The following is a 14,256-nucleotide window of genomic DNA, read 5'->3' as shown; positions in this document are numbered from 1 at the left end:
TGCTATGCCAAGTTCTGTCATCGGCCAGCTGCGCGTCATCCTCGGGATGGACACCGCTGCCTTTGAAAAGGGCCTGACCGACGCCGAGCGGCAGATGGCGCGCGCCAACCGCAATCTTGAGCGCATGGGCCAGCGCATGGAGAATGTCGGCAAGTCGATCAGCGTCGCCGTCACCCTCCCCCTGCTCGCCGTCGGCGGCGCAGCGCTGGGCATGGCGGCAAAGTTCGAGAGCGCGATGAACCGCGTGGAAGCGGCCACCGGCGCCACCGGCAAGCAGCTCGACGCGCTCAAGCAGCGCGCGATCGACCTGGGCAAAGACAAGAGCTTCACCGCGTCGGCAGCCGAAACGGCCGATGTCATGGAGATGCTCGCCAAGAACGGCCTCAACGTGCAGCAGATCCTGGGCGGCGCGACCGAGGCGACGCTGCGACTGGCGGCGGCGAACGGCGCGGAGTTCGCGCCGGCCGCCGACGCGGTGACCGACATCATCCAGCAGTTCGGTCGTCAGGTCAGTGATGCCGACAGCATCGTCAACAAGATGACCGGCGCCATGCTGGTCAGCAAGATGGGCTTTGACGACTATCGCCTTGCGATCGGCCAGGCCGGCGGCGTTGCGGGCGGCATCGGTGTCCAGTTCGAAGACATGAACGTCGCGCTGGCCGCGACCTCGTCCCTGTTCGCCTCTGGATCAGACGCGGGCACCAGCTTCAAGACGTTCCTCACCTCCCTGCCCGGCAATTCCAAGCAGGCAAAGGAAGCGATCGAGGCCTATGGCCTGTCCTTCTATGATGCCCAGGGCAACATGAAGTCGCTCGGCGATATCGCCCAGAACCTGCAAGATCGGCTGGGCGGCCTGAATGACCAGGTGAAGAGCGAAGTGCTGTCCGACATTTTCGGCACCGACGCCATGCGCACCGCGATCGGCCTCATGAACCAGGGCGCCAACGGAATAGCCAAGGTCCGCGCCGAGATCGACAAGGCTTCGGCCCAGACGCAGATGGAAGCCCGAATGAAGGGCTGGGCTGGCGCAGTGACGCAGGTCAAGAAGGCCTTCGAGGCGGCCGCGATCGCCCTGGGTGACAGCGGCATTCTGGGCGCGATCACGAAGGTGCTGACGCTCGTCGCTTCGACCGTCGCCGCCTTCGCCTCGTTGCCGCAGCCCGTGCAATTGGTCATCGGCACCATTCTAGGCCTGACCGCCGCCGTCGGCCCGCTCGTCGTCATCACCGGCAAGGCGATCCAGATGTGGACCGGGCTCGCCGTCCTGCTGGTCGGCCGGTTCGTGCCTGCCGCGACCGCCGCGACCGCCGCGACCGCCGCGAGCGGGACCGCTGCTACAGGGGCCGCCGTCGGGTTCACCACGCTGCGCGCCGCCATGGCGTTCCTGATGCCCTGGGCTGCAGTGATCGGCGGCATCGCGCTGGCACTGTATGGAATGAGCAAGGCGACGGCGGAGGCGGCGACGCAGGCGGACGGCCTTGCCAATTCGCAGAGCGCGGCCAACAAGTTCCAGGCCGAATATCAGGCCATCATGGCAAAGGACAATTCGGCCGGCATCGCCTCGGGCGTCAACGGTCTGGCCGATGCGCACAAGCGCGCGGCGGACGAGGCGTTCCGCCATGCGCAGGCCGAGCTGGCAGTGCGCAAGGCGGCGATCATCCAGACCGCGCGCGATGCCCGCGCCGGCTACCGGACTGAAACCCGCACCCGCTATGAAACGGTGCCTGGCTCGCGCGAGCGGCGCGCGGTGCAGTATAATGAGCGCGTCGCCCTCTCGACGCGTCGCGGCGGGCGCGGCGGCGACAATAGTGGCCGGTCGGAACAGGACCGCGCGATGGATGCGGCCCGGTCGGACTGGCGTGCGGTCTATCAGCAAGAGCAGGATCTGATCGCCGCCCATAGGCAAGTGCTCGCGTCGCCGGCGGTCAAGCCGGTTGTGGTGACGCCGACCGCCGCCGCGAACGACAATGGGTCTGGCGGCGGGCGCGGCCGGGGCAGTTCAGGGCCGACGAAGGAAGAGCTTGCCGATCGTCGCGAGGCGATGCGCCTGGACGCTGAATTGGCCGCGGCGCAGCTGCGCGGCGATGAAGCGACCGTCCAGCGCCTGCAGGATCAGATCGACCTCAAGCGCCAGATCAAGGACTATGAGGACGCGGGCCTGACCGCTGTGGAAGCCAAGAAGGCCGCCGAGGCCGATCTGGCAACCATCGCCGCGGCCCGCCGCGTCGCCGCGCAGCGCGAGATCGCCGACCAGCGCCAGTCGGTCGAACTCGACATGGCGCGACTGTCCGGCGACGATGAACGGTCGCTACAGCTGGAGCGCGAGCTGGAGATCAAGGATCGCATTCTGTTCTTCGAGCGCCAGCTGGTCGACATCACCGACCAGAAGCTGCGGCTGGAGCAGGCGACCGCCATGGCCATGGAACAGCAGGCGAAGGTCGATGCTGCCCGCGCGGCTGGTCGCGCCCGCTGGCTGGCGCAGGATGAGGCTCAGCGCCGGATCGATGTGATGAAGGCACGCGGGGATACCGAAGAGCAAATTCGCCAAGCGCAGCGCCGCTATGACATTGAACGCCGGATCGAGCAGTTGAAGGCTCAGAATTTCACCGACGGCGCCGCACGCGAAAAGGCCACGGCGGAGGACAGCGAGATGGAACTTGCCCGCCAGCAGGGCGAATGGCGCGACACCATCAAGGGGGCAGCCCGCGCCGCGCTCGACGGTGACCTTAAGGGCTTCGCCTCGAACTGGTGGAAGGATGTCGCAGTGCGCGGCATGGAGCAGGGCCTGAACAGCATCAGCGATCTGCTCTTCTCGCTGTTCAAGCAGGCGTTCGGCCAGGGCGCATCCTCACTTGGTGGCGGGGGGAATTCAGGGAGTGTATTCGGCTCGATTGCTAAGGGCTTGGGAACCATCTTGGGCGGCGGCAAATCTTCCGCATCGTCCAGCCCTGTGATCAATCAGAGCGCGGTGTCGAAGGCCTTTGCCGGACTGCCTGGCTTTGCCAACGGCACCAACGGCTGGATGAAGCCGGTCGGCGGCATGTCGGGCGTGGACAAGAATGTCGTGGCATTCCGCATGTCCAGCAACGAAGAATTTGCCGTGCGTCACCAGGGTCAAGACAGCGGCCCAGTCGGCGGCGGCATCGCCCAGATCGTCCCCTCCCCCTATTTCGACGTCGTGGTGGACGGACGCGCCGCCATGGTCGCCGATCCGATCAGCCGCCAGAATGCCACCGGCGCCGTCAACGCCAGCAACCGCCGCCGTGATCGCCGGGCACAGCGTATGTACGGGCGCCGCTGATGTCCTTCGATCCCGTCGACCTGCGCGATATCCGCGTGCAGCTGGCCGAGCCTGGCATGCCGGATCCCGGCGTCCTGCAGCAGCCGGTGATGGGCGGCTTCACCAATCGCGTCGGCCGTCTGGGCGGTGGCCATACGGGTAAGTTCACTTTGCCGCCTGAGCGGATGGAGCCCGACGGCAGAAAGCTGGTCGCGCTGGCGCAGATGGCCAAGGAATATGGCGCGCTGTTCGAATATCCGCAGGTAGATTTCGTGGTCGGGACGCCTGGCAACGGCATCACAATCAGCGGCGCCCATGCCGGCGGTCGCTTCGTAACGATCACCGGCGCGACACCTCGCTACGTTATCCGCCAGGGGCAGGCGTTCAATGTCGAGCGCGTCGGTCACCCCTATCTGTATTTCGCGGCCGCCCAGACGATCCTGGATGACAATGGCGCAGGCATCGTCCCGATCACTCGCCCGCTACGTCGCAAGCTGTTCGGCGGCGAAGCGGTCGAAATCCGCCGCCCGGTCATCGCCGGGTGGATCGTGGGCGACAATTTCTCATGGCCGATCGACATGCAACGGACCGTGGGCCTGGTGTTTGATGTGTTGGAGCGGGCCTGATGACCATCCTATCCCCAGCACTCGACGCCGCGTTCGCCGGCGCGCGCGTCACGATGTTCGGCGCACTGCGGATGCAGTTGCCCGAGGGCCTGGACGTGCGCCTGCTCGACGGGTCTGCAGAGATCGAGATCGACGGGCAGGACTATTATGGCCATGTCGACGGTTTCGGATCGTGGGAATCGATCGACGAGATCGAGGATGGCTTTGGCGACGAGGCGCCCGGTACGTCGATCACCATCCTGGCCGAAAGCGATGAAGCCGCGGCACTGATGTCCGACCCCGATAATCAGGGGTCTGTCGTCACGGTCATGGTCGGCGCGCGCGATGATGCGACCGGCCTGTCGATCGGCGATCCCTATGTCCCGCTGCGCGGCATAGTGGATGTGCCCGTCCACGCATTCGGGCTGCGCAAATGCTCGGTCGATTTCGATATCGTGAGCGAGATGGACTACCTGATGCTCAATGATGAGGACCGGGTGATGTCGAGCAACTTTCATCGCCGCGTCTGGCCCGATGAAGCGGGCATGGACCATGTCACCGGCGTTGCCGAGAATGGATATTGGGGTACGAACCCGCCCACCGGCGGGGTGGAGAAGGTGACCGGCTGGAAGGCCGTGCGCCAGGCAATCGACACCAACCGACAGGCCAGCTTCTAGACCATGGACTTAGCCAAGCGGCGCAACGCCACCCTGCAGACCGTCAACCGGTTCGCGGGGCAAGCCCTCGTGATCGGCACGCATGACTGCGGCAAGATGGTGATCAGCCATTTGCGCGCCATGGGCCACCGCCCGCGCATCGGCGAAGGCGGGACGTGGAAGAGCGCGACCGGCCTGATGCGCTTCCTGCGCCGTCATGGTGGCAGCGGCGCGGCTTGCCTCGACGCCTGGCTGCCGGGTCGCCGCATCACGCCCGCCATGCGGATCATCGGCGATATCGTCGAGATTCCGGGCGAGCCGCCCTTCGGATGCTTCGGCATCTGCATCAACAATGGCCGCGTGCTGTGCTGGCTGGAAGATCTGGACGGCGCCGCGATCGTGCAGCCCGTGCAGCTGCTCGCGGCCTGGAGAAGCTGACCCCATGTCCAAGGCCCTGAAGGTCGCGGCCATTGCCGTCGCCATTGCCGCTGCCATCCCGACCGGGGGCGGATCGACCCTGCTGGCCGGCGCGCTGGGCGTGTCGGCCGCGACCGCGTCGGCCTTCGCCACGGCGGTCGCGATGGAAGCCAGCATCGTCGGCGCCATGACGGCGAAGAAGCCGAGCGTCGGCGGGGTGCAGACGACCTGGACGGCCGACCCGGATTCTCCGATCCCGATCCTGTTCGGCCGCACGCTCGCCAGCGGTGACATTCGCTATCGCAAGCAGCACGGCCGCGACAACGCCTATGACACGATCGTCAGCGTCCTGTCGGGCTGTGGGCCGGTCCATGCCATCACCCAGACCTATATGGAGAAGGAGCCGATCAGCTTCTCGGGCGGGCTGTTTGGTCACTATACCATCGGCGGTCAGCCGCGCATCTGGCAGGACGTTCAATATGGCGCCTGCCCCGAGGCGATGGCGCTGTCCAACGGGGTCGGCACGCCACCGGGCTGGGGCAGCGGTTCGAAGCTGTCCGGCTATGCCGCCGTGATGAATAGCCTGCTGTTCGACGGCAAGGGCGACGAGACGCTGACCAGCACGCCCCAGCTCAACTGGCTGGGCGAATGGGTGCTTTGCTACGACCCGCGCCAGGACAGCACATTCCCAGGGGGTGATGGCCCTTGCCGCGCCGATGACCAGACGACATGGGTCTATAGCGAGAATGGCTGGATACAGGCGCTGACCTTCGCGCTGGGCTGGCATCAGGGCCCCAACAATATCCGCGTCGGCGGCGCGGGGCTCAGCATCGACGCGATCGACGTCGCGACCTTTGTCGAGAATGCCAATATCGCCGACGCCAATGGCTGGAAGTCGGGCGGCCGGGTCACCACGGCGGATGACAAATGGGAGGTAATGAAGGCGCTGTGCCAGGCGGGCGGCGGCGAGCCAATCCGCCACGGCGCGATCCTGTCGGGCTATATCAACGCTCCGCGCGTGCCGATCGCCACCATCTATGAAGATGACCTGATCGGCGAGGGCTCCAGCTCCACCTGCCAGACGATGCGGGACCGGCCCAACGGGATCACGCCCAAATATACCAGCGAAGATCACTTCTGGGAGCAGGTGCCGGCGGGCACGGTGCAGATTGCCGCCTATCTGGCCAAGGATGGGCGCGAGCGGACCAAGGCCGTCACCTATCCCATGGTCCAGTGCAGGGCGGGCGAGACGCCGGACCAGGCGGCGCAGCTGGCCGCCTATGACATCGCCAATGCGCGCGAGGCCAGTCCGATCGTCCTGCCGCTCAAGCTGCGCTGGATCGGCTTCCTTCCCGGCGATTGCCTGCACATCGACGAAGGCGCCAAGTCGTTCGGCTGGATCGCGGGCAAGGATGTGATCATCATCAAGCGCGCGCTCGATCCCACCACCGCAACCGTCACCCTGACGCTGCGCACCGAGGATCCTGACAAGCATCCGTTGGCGCTGTCACAGGTCGGCGTGCCGGCGCCGGTGACTGACAGCACGTCGACGCCGACGATGGACACACCAGACGCCGGCAGTTGGGCTGCGAGCGCCGGGACGGGCGATGTCCCCTCGATCGTGATCGCGGGCGCATGTGAATCTCCCAGCGCCACCTCGATCGACTTTGCCTATCGTCCCAACGGTGCGACCGCATGGGCGGACCAGTTCTCCGCCGGATCGGACAGCACCGGCAAGGAATTCACCGGCCTTGCATCGGGCGCGAGTTATCAGGTGGGCGTGCGCTACCGCTCGGCCTTCGGGCTTAGTGACTGGCTGATCCTCGGGCCGGTCACGGTCGGCACGCTGACCGCCGCGTCGGCGGCGACGGCCGACACGGCAACCAATGCAGGCAATGCCACGCAGCTGGGCGGCACATACACCGCCGCCGACATCACCACGATCCTCAACCGGCTCGACGCCGCCGACATCCCCTGAACCGGAGCTACCATGTCCAATCCGACCGATCCGGCGGTGCTGCACCTGCGCGCCAAGCGCTGGGTGCCGTACGATGACAAGATCATCATTCGTGGCGTCGACCTGACCGGCGCGGCGCTGAAGGCGCAGGTGCGGCTCTATCCCGACGCGCCCGGCGATCCGCTGATCAGCCTCGAGCAGACGGTGCCGCTCGCCCAGGGCCTGTCGGTATCGGTCGCGGACGACGATGGCGTGCCGGTCAGCACGATCCGGATGCTGATCAACGAGACGACGATCGAGCAGCTGCTGCCCTTCGCATCCAACGGCACCGAGCCCGGCGCCGAGATCAAGCTGTCCTGGGACATGCTGATCACCGTCGTGGGCATGCGCAAGGCCCGCTGGTTCGCGGGTAATTTCATCATCGTGCCGGGGAGCACCCAGATATGACCGCTTCCTTCGAGCTGGTGACGAAGCAGAATGTCGTCCAGCTGCAGAGCGTCGACCTGCTCGCACGCTATGTCGGCACCGCGACCGCCGAGATCGACGGCAAGGTCGCCGGCGTGGCGGCCGATGCACAGGCCGCGCAGGCCGCCGCCGTCGATGCCGCCGCCAGCAAGGTGGAAGCGCTCGATGGCGCGTCCACTTCGCAGGCCGGCGCGCAGGTCGCGTCTGACCAGGTGTGGGGCTTTCGCTATGGCAGCCTGGCGGCCGCCGCCGCCGATCCCGATCTGGAAACCGGCGATGCCTTCGACGTGTGGGCGACCGATGGCAGCGGGCGCTGGTTTTCCGGGGTCAAGACCGGGCCGTCCAGCGCGGAGGAAGTCCCCTACTCCGACCGCGCCACGCTCAAGGTGCTGGCTGTCTCGCTCTTCACCGATCTGGCCGGGCGGTGGATCCCGCTGGGCATGGATGCGGTGCAGACCAGTGGCCATTCGGTCAAGGGCATCGGCGCGGCGCGCTATGTCTATGACGCTTCGGTCGATGCCGCCTACGTCGCGGACCATCCGCGATCGAGCGCTCTAAGCAAGAATGGCCGCGGCTTCCGCCTTGCGGTCGATGTGCCTGACGCCAAGATGCTGGGAGCGCGATCGGGTCAGGACAGCGCGGCGGCGATCGAGGAGACGATGCGCGTCTGCTACGAGCGCGGCCTGGGCCTCTGGACGCTCTGGAAGGAAGGGACCGGCGTCTATCTGATCGAAGGCCAGGGCGCGACTGATCCGACCGATCCGGGGAGCACGTTTCAGCGCGGTGTCCTGACCTCTGTCCCCGATCTGCTCGGGGAGTCTGACGGCGCTGAGCTCATGATCAAGGCGGCGGACCATGTGAAGAATGCGCCGACGATCTTTGGTCACCACACATGGAAATATCCCGATCTTCGCAACGCTGGGCTGATCGGCAAGTGGACGCTGAATGGCAACATGTATGATGCCGAGCGCAATCCGGGCGGCATCCCCTTCGATGATGGGCGCGATGGTGCCGGCGTCTTCAACGAGGCCAATGTCTACCAGTTTCAGGCCGGTTTCACGGCCTACAAGGCCAGCGGCACCATCTCGCTCGGCAACATCACCTGCATCAACATGCGCGGCTCCGGCGTCGAGATCGGCAAGGCGGCAAGCGTGTACGGCGAAGAATATGTCGCGCGCTGCACGATCGAAAGGCTGCATACGAAGGACGTATTCAGAGAGGCGCTGAGCCTTTTCAACGTCGAATATGCGGACGTCGGGCCGGTCTATATCGAAGGCAACGGCTATTGGGTGACAGGTGTCAACTGCGAGGGGCATCAGCGGCTCGATCGCGTCCGCAACATCCATATTGCGCGCATCTTCGCTGACTACACTACCGGCCTATCGCCCCAAGAGCGCACGCCCGGCCTGACCAATCCCGCCGATCGCGAAGCCGCGCGTGCGATGTTGCGGCGCATCTTCACCGCGTCGCATTTTTACGACGGGTTTGAGGACAACGCCTTCGATGGCAAATGGCTGAACATCAGCATCGGTGAGATTATCGGCATTCAGGCGTGCATAGATGTCTACTACTTCGCCAATGTCCGCATCGGCCGCTGCACGCTCACCATGCCGCACGACGAGGATCTGACCGCACATAATCTGATCCCCCGTGATGGATCATCGGTCAACGCGATCCGCTGCCATTCCCCCGGTGTCACTGGCCTGTATGGCCTGACGTTCGACGCACCGCCCCGGATCGAGGGTCATTATGAAGACGCGATCTGGATCAACAATTATGACGATGTGCTGATCCCGGATGGCACGGTCATCACCGGCGTCCGAAAGAGCGCCGTCCGGCTGGACGACTGTTCGGGCCGCGTGGGCTACATCAAGGCAGTCAATTGCGGGCTGGTCAGCGCGCGCGGCTACGCGGTCGATGTCTGGGGCGCCAAGCGCGGCCTGTTCATCCGTGAGCCGGTAGCGATCGACACCCGCGCTGGCGCGAGCCGCACGATGCAGGGGGCGGTCAGGCTCAACGGCGCCAGCGTCGACCATGTTGAAGTGTCCGGCGCGCGCAACCTCAATACGTTCGGGACGGTGCCTGTCGTCAATGTCGGCGATGCCGCCGTTGCGGTGGGCAATATGGACATGGCGGCGCCGGTCCATGGCTTCAGCACACCGGTGGCATTCGCGACGGTCGACCGGGGTTTTGAGGTCAATGGCAACCTGCGCGTGGGCGACATGAACGGCGGTGCGGATACATTCATCGAAGCGCGGGCACCGGCTGGCTTTAAGGCTAATCTCAACATGAGCATTGGGGAGGTGCTTGAGTATCAGCTTCAGCTGACCCCCGATGGTCAAATGCAGGGCCTCCAATTCTCCGACAGCTTTGTCCGTGTTGATTTCGCAATCCCTGAAGGTGGCGGCATCAATTTCCCCTCGATCACTTACGACAAGCCGCTGCGCATCAGCGGCTTCGCCCTGTGGCCCACCGCCGCCGGCACCTGGCGCACCAAGGCCGCACCCGACCCCGCCACCGATACTGCCGGCGTCGCTGTCGGCGACCAGACTGGAGCTTGATCCATGGCCCTCCCGCCAACCGACATATCGCGAAAGCTGCGCAAACAGATCGAGGATAAAATGACGACAGGATCACAATATACCGATGTATCGGTCGCATCGCTCTCCGCTGGTCAGGCGGCTGGGACAACCAGCGTCATCGCGGCGAACGCGGCGAGGAAGGGGATCAAGATAATCCCGCCGTCCGACTGCATCCTCAAAATAGTGTCCGGCGCGACGGGCGGCGTCCCGCTGTTCGGCGGGGTGGCGAATGATTTCAGCGGCCCGGAATGTCCTATCAACGCGCTCTACCTCAGCGGCCTGCTGCTCGGCGCAGCCGTCACGATCTGGGAGGCCTGAGCCATGGCTGACCTTGTAGCAGCCGTTCTCGTTGGCAGCGCGAAGGTGGAATTGGCGGCTGCGGCAATGGGCCGTCCGCTTATGCCTCGGTGCATGTTGTTCGGAGATTCAATCACGCATTACAACAGCTATGACAATCCGAGCGCCCCAAATGAGACGGGAAATGGTCTTTCCGGATATTTTACGCACCTGAACTGGATCAGCGGACAGCGCTTCAGGCTGGCTTACGAAAAGGGTGTTCCCGGCAACACCACGCGTCAAATGGCGGCGCGGTACGATATCGACGTAGCCGCCAACTACAGCGGTTTCGACATGATGTTCCTGCTGGGCGGGACCAACGACATGATCTTTGGCCAGGCCGGGCCAACGGTTAGCCGACCTCGCACAATTCCCAAGGAGGAGACGCTTGCCAACCTGATAGCCATGGCTACGGCAGCCCTGGCAGCAGGTAAGGCGGTGGTACTGATCATGATCCTCCCCCGGGCCGGCACTGGTTGGAACCCGATCACCGACAACACGGGTCAAGCACAGCTTGCGCGCGAGATCAGATGGGTAAACCAGCAGCTGAAGCTATGGCGCGCTTCTCTCTCGCCATTGGTGCCGCTCTACCTTGTCGATTGCGACAGAGATTTCGTTGATCCAGCGTCTGGGAGCGGCTTCGGTTCATTGACTGTAATGTCAGATGGCCTCCATCCTAATGGTCGCGGTGCCGCTTTCATGGCGCGGCGCATATGGTCGGTCATATCACCGCTGTTCCCTTCCATACCGCCCTTCTCGCCCACTGATGATCTTTATGACGCGACTTACAACCCGCTCGGAAACCTGGGCGGAGCAAATGTATCGTTCCGAACGACAAGTGGTGGCGTAGCTACACGCGTCTCTGGAACGGTGCCGCAGAACTGGAACGTGTCGCGCGCGGTTAATGCTTCAGGCCCTCCCATAGGCGAGGTCGTTGTTTCAACCGTGGCGCAGGCTGCCGGATATGACGCGGCTTCTGGAAACGCCTTGCAGTTCGTCGTCGACATGGCGGCGGGGCAAGGATCGAATGAAGTGGTGCAGCTGCAAGGGCCGAACATCGTGTCAGGTTTTGCTGCTGGGGACAGCGTGGAGCTTAGTTGCAGCTTGTCCTGGGCTGATGCTGTCAATTTCAGCAACCCCGCCCTTATCCTCCAGGATTTTGACGGAACCGCAAACTTTCTTTCGTCTGACGGAAAAGTCGCGAGCGGTGTGGGCGTGGGAGACATAACAACCCCGCACCCCATTACTATGAAGACAAGGACGCGCGTGCTTCCAGCAGGCGTACAACGTCTGAATATGCTTCTGCAGCTGGCCTTCAATGCTTCTGCAAGTCCGGCGTCGGGTACCTTCACTCTCACCGATGTTCAGATCCGCAAGGTGGCTTAACGAGCGCGGGATCGCTGGCAACCGCTGAGCAGCCAGCAACCCGCGCGTCGTCACGCTTGGGTCGGTGCGATGAATAGGAACGTAGCCATGAACACACAACAGGGAGCAATGACGATGACGCCTTGGGGCGAGGCGTTGATCGCCAAATATGGCTGGATATGGGTTGGCCTGTCGTTCGGCTTCCTCGCCAAATATGCGCTCCTCATCAAGAAGGGCGTGAAGATCAAGCCGACCTTGGTTCTGGCTGATCTGCTGATCCTGCCGATGGTCGCGCTGATATCCTACTGGATGATCAGTCGGGCCGGTGTCGATGGCGAGGGGGCTGCGCTGATCACGGCCGGCGCAACCGTTGGCGCGGATCGCATCGTCAAACTCTATACAGATCGGTTCGTCCGCCAGGTGGGCGATGTGATCACCGACGAAGCCATGCGTCGCAAGGCGGCCATCCGCGAAGAAGTGCAGGCCGAACTGAGCGCGGAGCGAACCCTGCATGACATCGCAACGGGCAAGCGGCCCTTGGGAGGTGAATGATGGCGTCTCTGAAAGAAATCCAGACCTTCATCGGGGTGAAGGCAGACGGCGTTCTCGGTCCGGTAACGCTCAACACCATTGCCGCAAGGCTGGGCATGAAGACTGGCCGCTACGTGTCGTCAGCCGGGCAGGCACTCATCAAGTCATTCGAGGGCTGCAAGCTGGCGGCTTATCCCGACCCCGCAACCGGCGGCGACCCGTGGACCATCGGATACGGGGCTACCGGGCCCGGCATCTACAAGGGCGTGGTATGGACGCAAGATCAGGCGGACAAGCGCTTCGGCGAGGATATCGCGGCGTTCGGCGATGACGTGTCGGCGCTGATCGGCTCAGCGGCCACCAGCCAGGCGCAGTTCGATGCCATGGTGTCCCTGGCCTACAATGTCGGGATCGGCAACTTCCGTGACAGCACCCTGCTGCGGCTGCACAAGGCTGGCGACCATGCAGGCGCAGCGGCACAGTTCGCTCGCTGGAACAAGGCCAATGGCGCAGTTATGGCGGGCCTGACGCGGCGACGTGAAGCCGAGGCGAAGATGTATCGGGGGCAAGCATGACCTCCCCCAACGACCACTTCTCCGAAATCGTCCTGCTCGGCATTATCTCGATCGGCGTCATGGTGCTGATGGGCCTTGCGATCCGCGACAACAGCGCGGGCGAGGCATCGGCATGGACCGCGATCCTTATGGCCATCATCAACGCTATCAAGGAGCGCTGGCAGCAGCGGAGCCTTGATCGCATGGGCCAGAGCCTCGCCAACGCGCCGCCCGCCAATCCTCCTGCACAGGATCCGCAGACATGAGCCTGATCGACATCATGACCGCCTTCTGGATCACCGTGGCGCTTCTCGGCGGCGGCGCCTGCATCCTGGCGAACTATCTGACGAGGGCGCGCTAATGGGACTGGGCAAGATCACGCGCGGGCTCGGCAAGGTCGGGCTGGCATTCGAGGCGCTGGGCTATGTCGTGACCGCTGCAAAGGCGCTCGGCCGGGCGGTCAAGCGTGCCCCTGACGCGCGCCGCGATGACGATAAGGTGCGCCAGGAGCCAGCGCTCGATAGCGCACGGGGTATCGAAAGCCAAGACATGGCCGACCCTCGTCGTCAGCCCTGATTGCGTAGGTGACGGAACGCCATGCTGACGATGAAGATCGCCACTAGGTAGACGATTAGATCTGATGCTCCGTCTGGCATATCCGCCCCTTTAGGGCGACGATAACGAAGCTACAATATGGTTAACGTGATGTAGATCACTCGGAGCATCAGACTTTAGCACAAGCTACGCGACCGCGTTACGAAGCGCTCTGCTTGCCCGGAATGTCACCGCCCGGCGTGGCGCAATCGAAACCTCAACCCCGTTCTTCGGATTGCGACCGAGGCGTTCGCCCTTGTCATGCAGTACGAAGGTGCCGAAGTTGGTAATCTTGACGTTCTCGCCAGCCGCCAACGCATCAGCAATGTGCAGAAGGATCGAATCGACCATCCCCTGGCAGTGCCCCCGCGGCAATCTTGTGTGCCGATAGATTGAATGCGCGATATCAGCGCGCGTCAAAGTCAAGAGTTCGCTCATGCTGCCCTCAGTTTAATTCTGTATTTGATGTCGATTTTACAAGGAGATGGCAAGGTCATCTGGTGGCGATCCCGATCGCGACCCAGCGACCGACACCACGACGATCAGCCAGAACTTAAGGGTGAGCAGTAGGCGATTCATCAGTCCCCTTCGCGATGCTTCGGCCTGGCGTGCGTCCAGCCCGATATCGTGTCTGGCTTTGGCGGCTCTGTGATGCGCTTGATAGCCCATCCCGACAGTATATCCAGCGCGCCCTGCTCGCTGCCTATCCCGTTCGTCCCGACATCATATAGCGTTTCATCGCCGCGCTTGACCGTGATGTGAGCATGCGCCCGGTTGCCATCCATCCGCGTCTTCCATCGGAATGACAGGCGGTTCTGCCGGCAGAAGTCGCGGATTAGGGTATCGTCAGGCATGCCCCATGTTCGCGCTTCGTTCGCGATTCGGTCAACCCTTCCATCCGACACATGTTCGCA

At 63.8% G+C, this 14,256-nt stretch carries 15 protein-coding genes; 13 read left to right on the top strand and 2 right to left on the bottom strand.

Annotation, left to right across the window (positions count from 1 at the left end):
• The first annotated feature begins 4 nt into the window (after positions 1 to 4).
• The 13 genes from CG471_RS02010 (at position 5) to CG471_RS01950 (ending at position 13,324) form a co-directional block, all read left to right on the top strand.
• A complete protein-coding gene (locus CG471_RS02010; protein ID WP_099230252.1) occupies positions 5 to 3,301 on the top strand; it encodes a phage tail tape measure protein in 3,297 nt (1,098 codons plus the stop codon).
• Positions 3,301 to 3,906: a hypothetical protein gene (locus CG471_RS30480; RefSeq protein ID WP_099230250.1), complete on the top strand. Its 606-nt coding sequence runs from the start codon at positions 3,301 to 3,303 to the stop codon at positions 3,904 to 3,906. The genes CG471_RS02010 and CG471_RS30480 overlap by 1 nt, the downstream gene beginning before the upstream one ends.
• Positions 3,906 to 4,562, top strand: coding sequence for a hypothetical protein (locus CG471_RS02000; protein ID WP_099230248.1), 657 nt, complete (start codon positions 3,906 to 3,908; stop codon positions 4,560 to 4,562). Before CG471_RS30480 ends, CG471_RS02000 begins: the two co-directional genes overlap by 1 nt.
• A gap of 3 nt (positions 4,563 to 4,565) precedes the next feature.
• Positions 4,566 to 4,979, top strand: coding sequence for a hypothetical protein (locus CG471_RS01995; protein WP_099230245.1), 414 nt, complete (start codon positions 4,566 to 4,568; stop codon positions 4,977 to 4,979).
• Between the two features lie 4 nt (positions 4,980 to 4,983).
• Entirely contained in the window at positions 4,984 to 6,936 is a 1,953-nt protein-coding gene (locus tag CG471_RS01990; RefSeq protein ID WP_099230243.1) for a hypothetical protein, read from the top strand.
• A gap of 12 nt (positions 6,937 to 6,948) precedes the next feature.
• Positions 6,949 to 7,362 (top strand): hypothetical protein, encoded by a 414-nt coding sequence (locus tag CG471_RS01985; protein ID WP_099230241.1) that lies wholly within the window; start codon positions 6,949 to 6,951, stop codon positions 7,360 to 7,362.
• On the top strand, positions 7,359 to 9,941 hold the full coding sequence (locus CG471_RS01980; protein ID WP_099230239.1) for a hypothetical protein: 2,583 nt from the start codon (positions 7,359 to 7,361) through the stop codon (positions 9,939 to 9,941). Before CG471_RS01985 ends, CG471_RS01980 begins: the two co-directional genes overlap by 4 nt.
• Before the next feature lie 3 nt (positions 9,942 to 9,944).
• Entirely contained in the window at positions 9,945 to 10,280 is a 336-nt protein-coding gene (locus CG471_RS01975; protein ID WP_099230237.1) for a hypothetical protein, read from the top strand.
• 3 nt (positions 10,281 to 10,283) lie between these two features.
• Positions 10,284 to 11,684, top strand: coding sequence for a GDSL-type esterase/lipase family protein (locus tag CG471_RS01970; RefSeq protein ID WP_099230235.1), 1,401 nt, complete (start codon positions 10,284 to 10,286; stop codon positions 11,682 to 11,684).
• Between the two features lie 87 nt (positions 11,685 to 11,771).
• Complete coding sequence (locus CG471_RS01965; RefSeq protein ID WP_051125419.1) at positions 11,772 to 12,215, top strand: hypothetical protein; 444 nt, start codon at positions 11,772 to 11,774, stop codon at positions 12,213 to 12,215.
• Entirely contained in the window at positions 12,212 to 12,769 is a 558-nt protein-coding gene (locus CG471_RS01960; protein WP_257211394.1) for a lysozyme, read from the top strand. The genes CG471_RS01965 and CG471_RS01960 overlap by 4 nt, the downstream gene beginning before the upstream one ends.
• Entirely contained in the window at positions 12,766 to 13,014 is a 249-nt protein-coding gene (locus CG471_RS01955; protein WP_099230231.1) for a hypothetical protein, read from the top strand. The genes CG471_RS01960 and CG471_RS01955 overlap by 4 nt, the downstream gene beginning before the upstream one ends.
• A 94-nt stretch (positions 13,015 to 13,108) precedes the next feature.
• Positions 13,109 to 13,324 (top strand): hypothetical protein, encoded by a 216-nt coding sequence (locus CG471_RS01950; RefSeq protein ID WP_099230229.1) that lies wholly within the window; start codon positions 13,109 to 13,111, stop codon positions 13,322 to 13,324.
• 165 nt (positions 13,325 to 13,489) lie between these two features.
• Here the strand turns inward: CG471_RS01950 and CG471_RS01945 are convergent, their stop codons facing one another.
• Positions 13,490 to 13,780, bottom strand: a complete 291-nt coding sequence (locus CG471_RS01945) for an integration host factor subunit alpha (RefSeq protein WP_099230227.1) — start codon at positions 13,778 to 13,780, stop codon at positions 13,490 to 13,492.
• 140 nt (positions 13,781 to 13,920) lie between these two features.
• A complete protein-coding gene (locus CG471_RS01940; protein ID WP_143560125.1) occupies positions 13,921 to 14,196 on the bottom strand; it encodes a hypothetical protein in 276 nt (91 codons plus the stop codon).
• Positions 14,197 to 14,256 lie beyond the last annotated feature (60 nt).

Source organism: Sphingobium sp. IP1 (genome assembly GCF_002708645.1).
Taxonomy (GTDB): domain Bacteria; phylum Pseudomonadota; class Alphaproteobacteria; order Sphingomonadales; family Sphingomonadaceae; genus Sphingobium; species Sphingobium yanoikuyae.
This window is presented reverse-complemented; position numbering and strand designations above follow the sequence as displayed.

What these genes read in the sequence shown, in the direction of transcription:
- CG471_RS01965 (WP_051125419.1), top strand. Translation starts at nt 11,772, where the DNA reads ATGAACACACAACAGGGAGCAATGACGATGACGCCTTGGGGCGAGGCG.
- CG471_RS02010 (WP_099230252.1), top strand. Translation starts at nt 5, where the DNA reads ATGCCAAGTTCTGTCATCGGCCAGCTGCGCGTCATCCTCGGGATGGAC.
- CG471_RS01960 (WP_257211394.1), top strand. Translation starts at nt 12,212, where the DNA reads ATGATGGCGTCTCTGAAAGAAATCCAGACCTTCATCGGGGTGAAGGCA.
- CG471_RS01940 (WP_143560125.1), bottom strand. Translation starts at nt 14,196, where the DNA reads ATGCCTGACGATACCCTAATCCGCGACTTCTGCCGGCAGAACCGCCTG.
- CG471_RS01970 (WP_099230235.1), top strand. Translation starts at nt 10,284, where the DNA reads ATGGCTGACCTTGTAGCAGCCGTTCTCGTTGGCAGCGCGAAGGTGGAA.
- CG471_RS01945 (WP_099230227.1), bottom strand. Translation starts at nt 13,780, where the DNA reads ATGAGCGAACTCTTGACTTTGACGCGCGCTGATATCGCGCATTCAATC.
- CG471_RS01975 (WP_099230237.1), top strand. Translation starts at nt 9,945, where the DNA reads ATGGCCCTCCCGCCAACCGACATATCGCGAAAGCTGCGCAAACAGATC.
- CG471_RS01955 (WP_099230231.1), top strand. Translation starts at nt 12,766, where the DNA reads ATGACCTCCCCCAACGACCACTTCTCCGAAATCGTCCTGCTCGGCATT.
- CG471_RS02000 (WP_099230248.1), top strand. Translation starts at nt 3,906, where the DNA reads ATGACCATCCTATCCCCAGCACTCGACGCCGCGTTCGCCGGCGCGCGC.
- CG471_RS01950 (WP_099230229.1), top strand. Translation starts at nt 13,109, where the DNA reads ATGGGACTGGGCAAGATCACGCGCGGGCTCGGCAAGGTCGGGCTGGCA.
- CG471_RS30480 (WP_099230250.1), top strand. Translation starts at nt 3,301, where the DNA reads ATGTCCTTCGATCCCGTCGACCTGCGCGATATCCGCGTGCAGCTGGCC.
- CG471_RS01985 (WP_099230241.1), top strand. Translation starts at nt 6,949, where the DNA reads ATGTCCAATCCGACCGATCCGGCGGTGCTGCACCTGCGCGCCAAGCGC.
- CG471_RS01995 (WP_099230245.1), top strand. Translation starts at nt 4,566, where the DNA reads ATGGACTTAGCCAAGCGGCGCAACGCCACCCTGCAGACCGTCAACCGG.
- CG471_RS01990 (WP_099230243.1), top strand. Translation starts at nt 4,984, where the DNA reads ATGTCCAAGGCCCTGAAGGTCGCGGCCATTGCCGTCGCCATTGCCGCT.
- CG471_RS01980 (WP_099230239.1), top strand. Translation starts at nt 7,359, where the DNA reads ATGACCGCTTCCTTCGAGCTGGTGACGAAGCAGAATGTCGTCCAGCTG.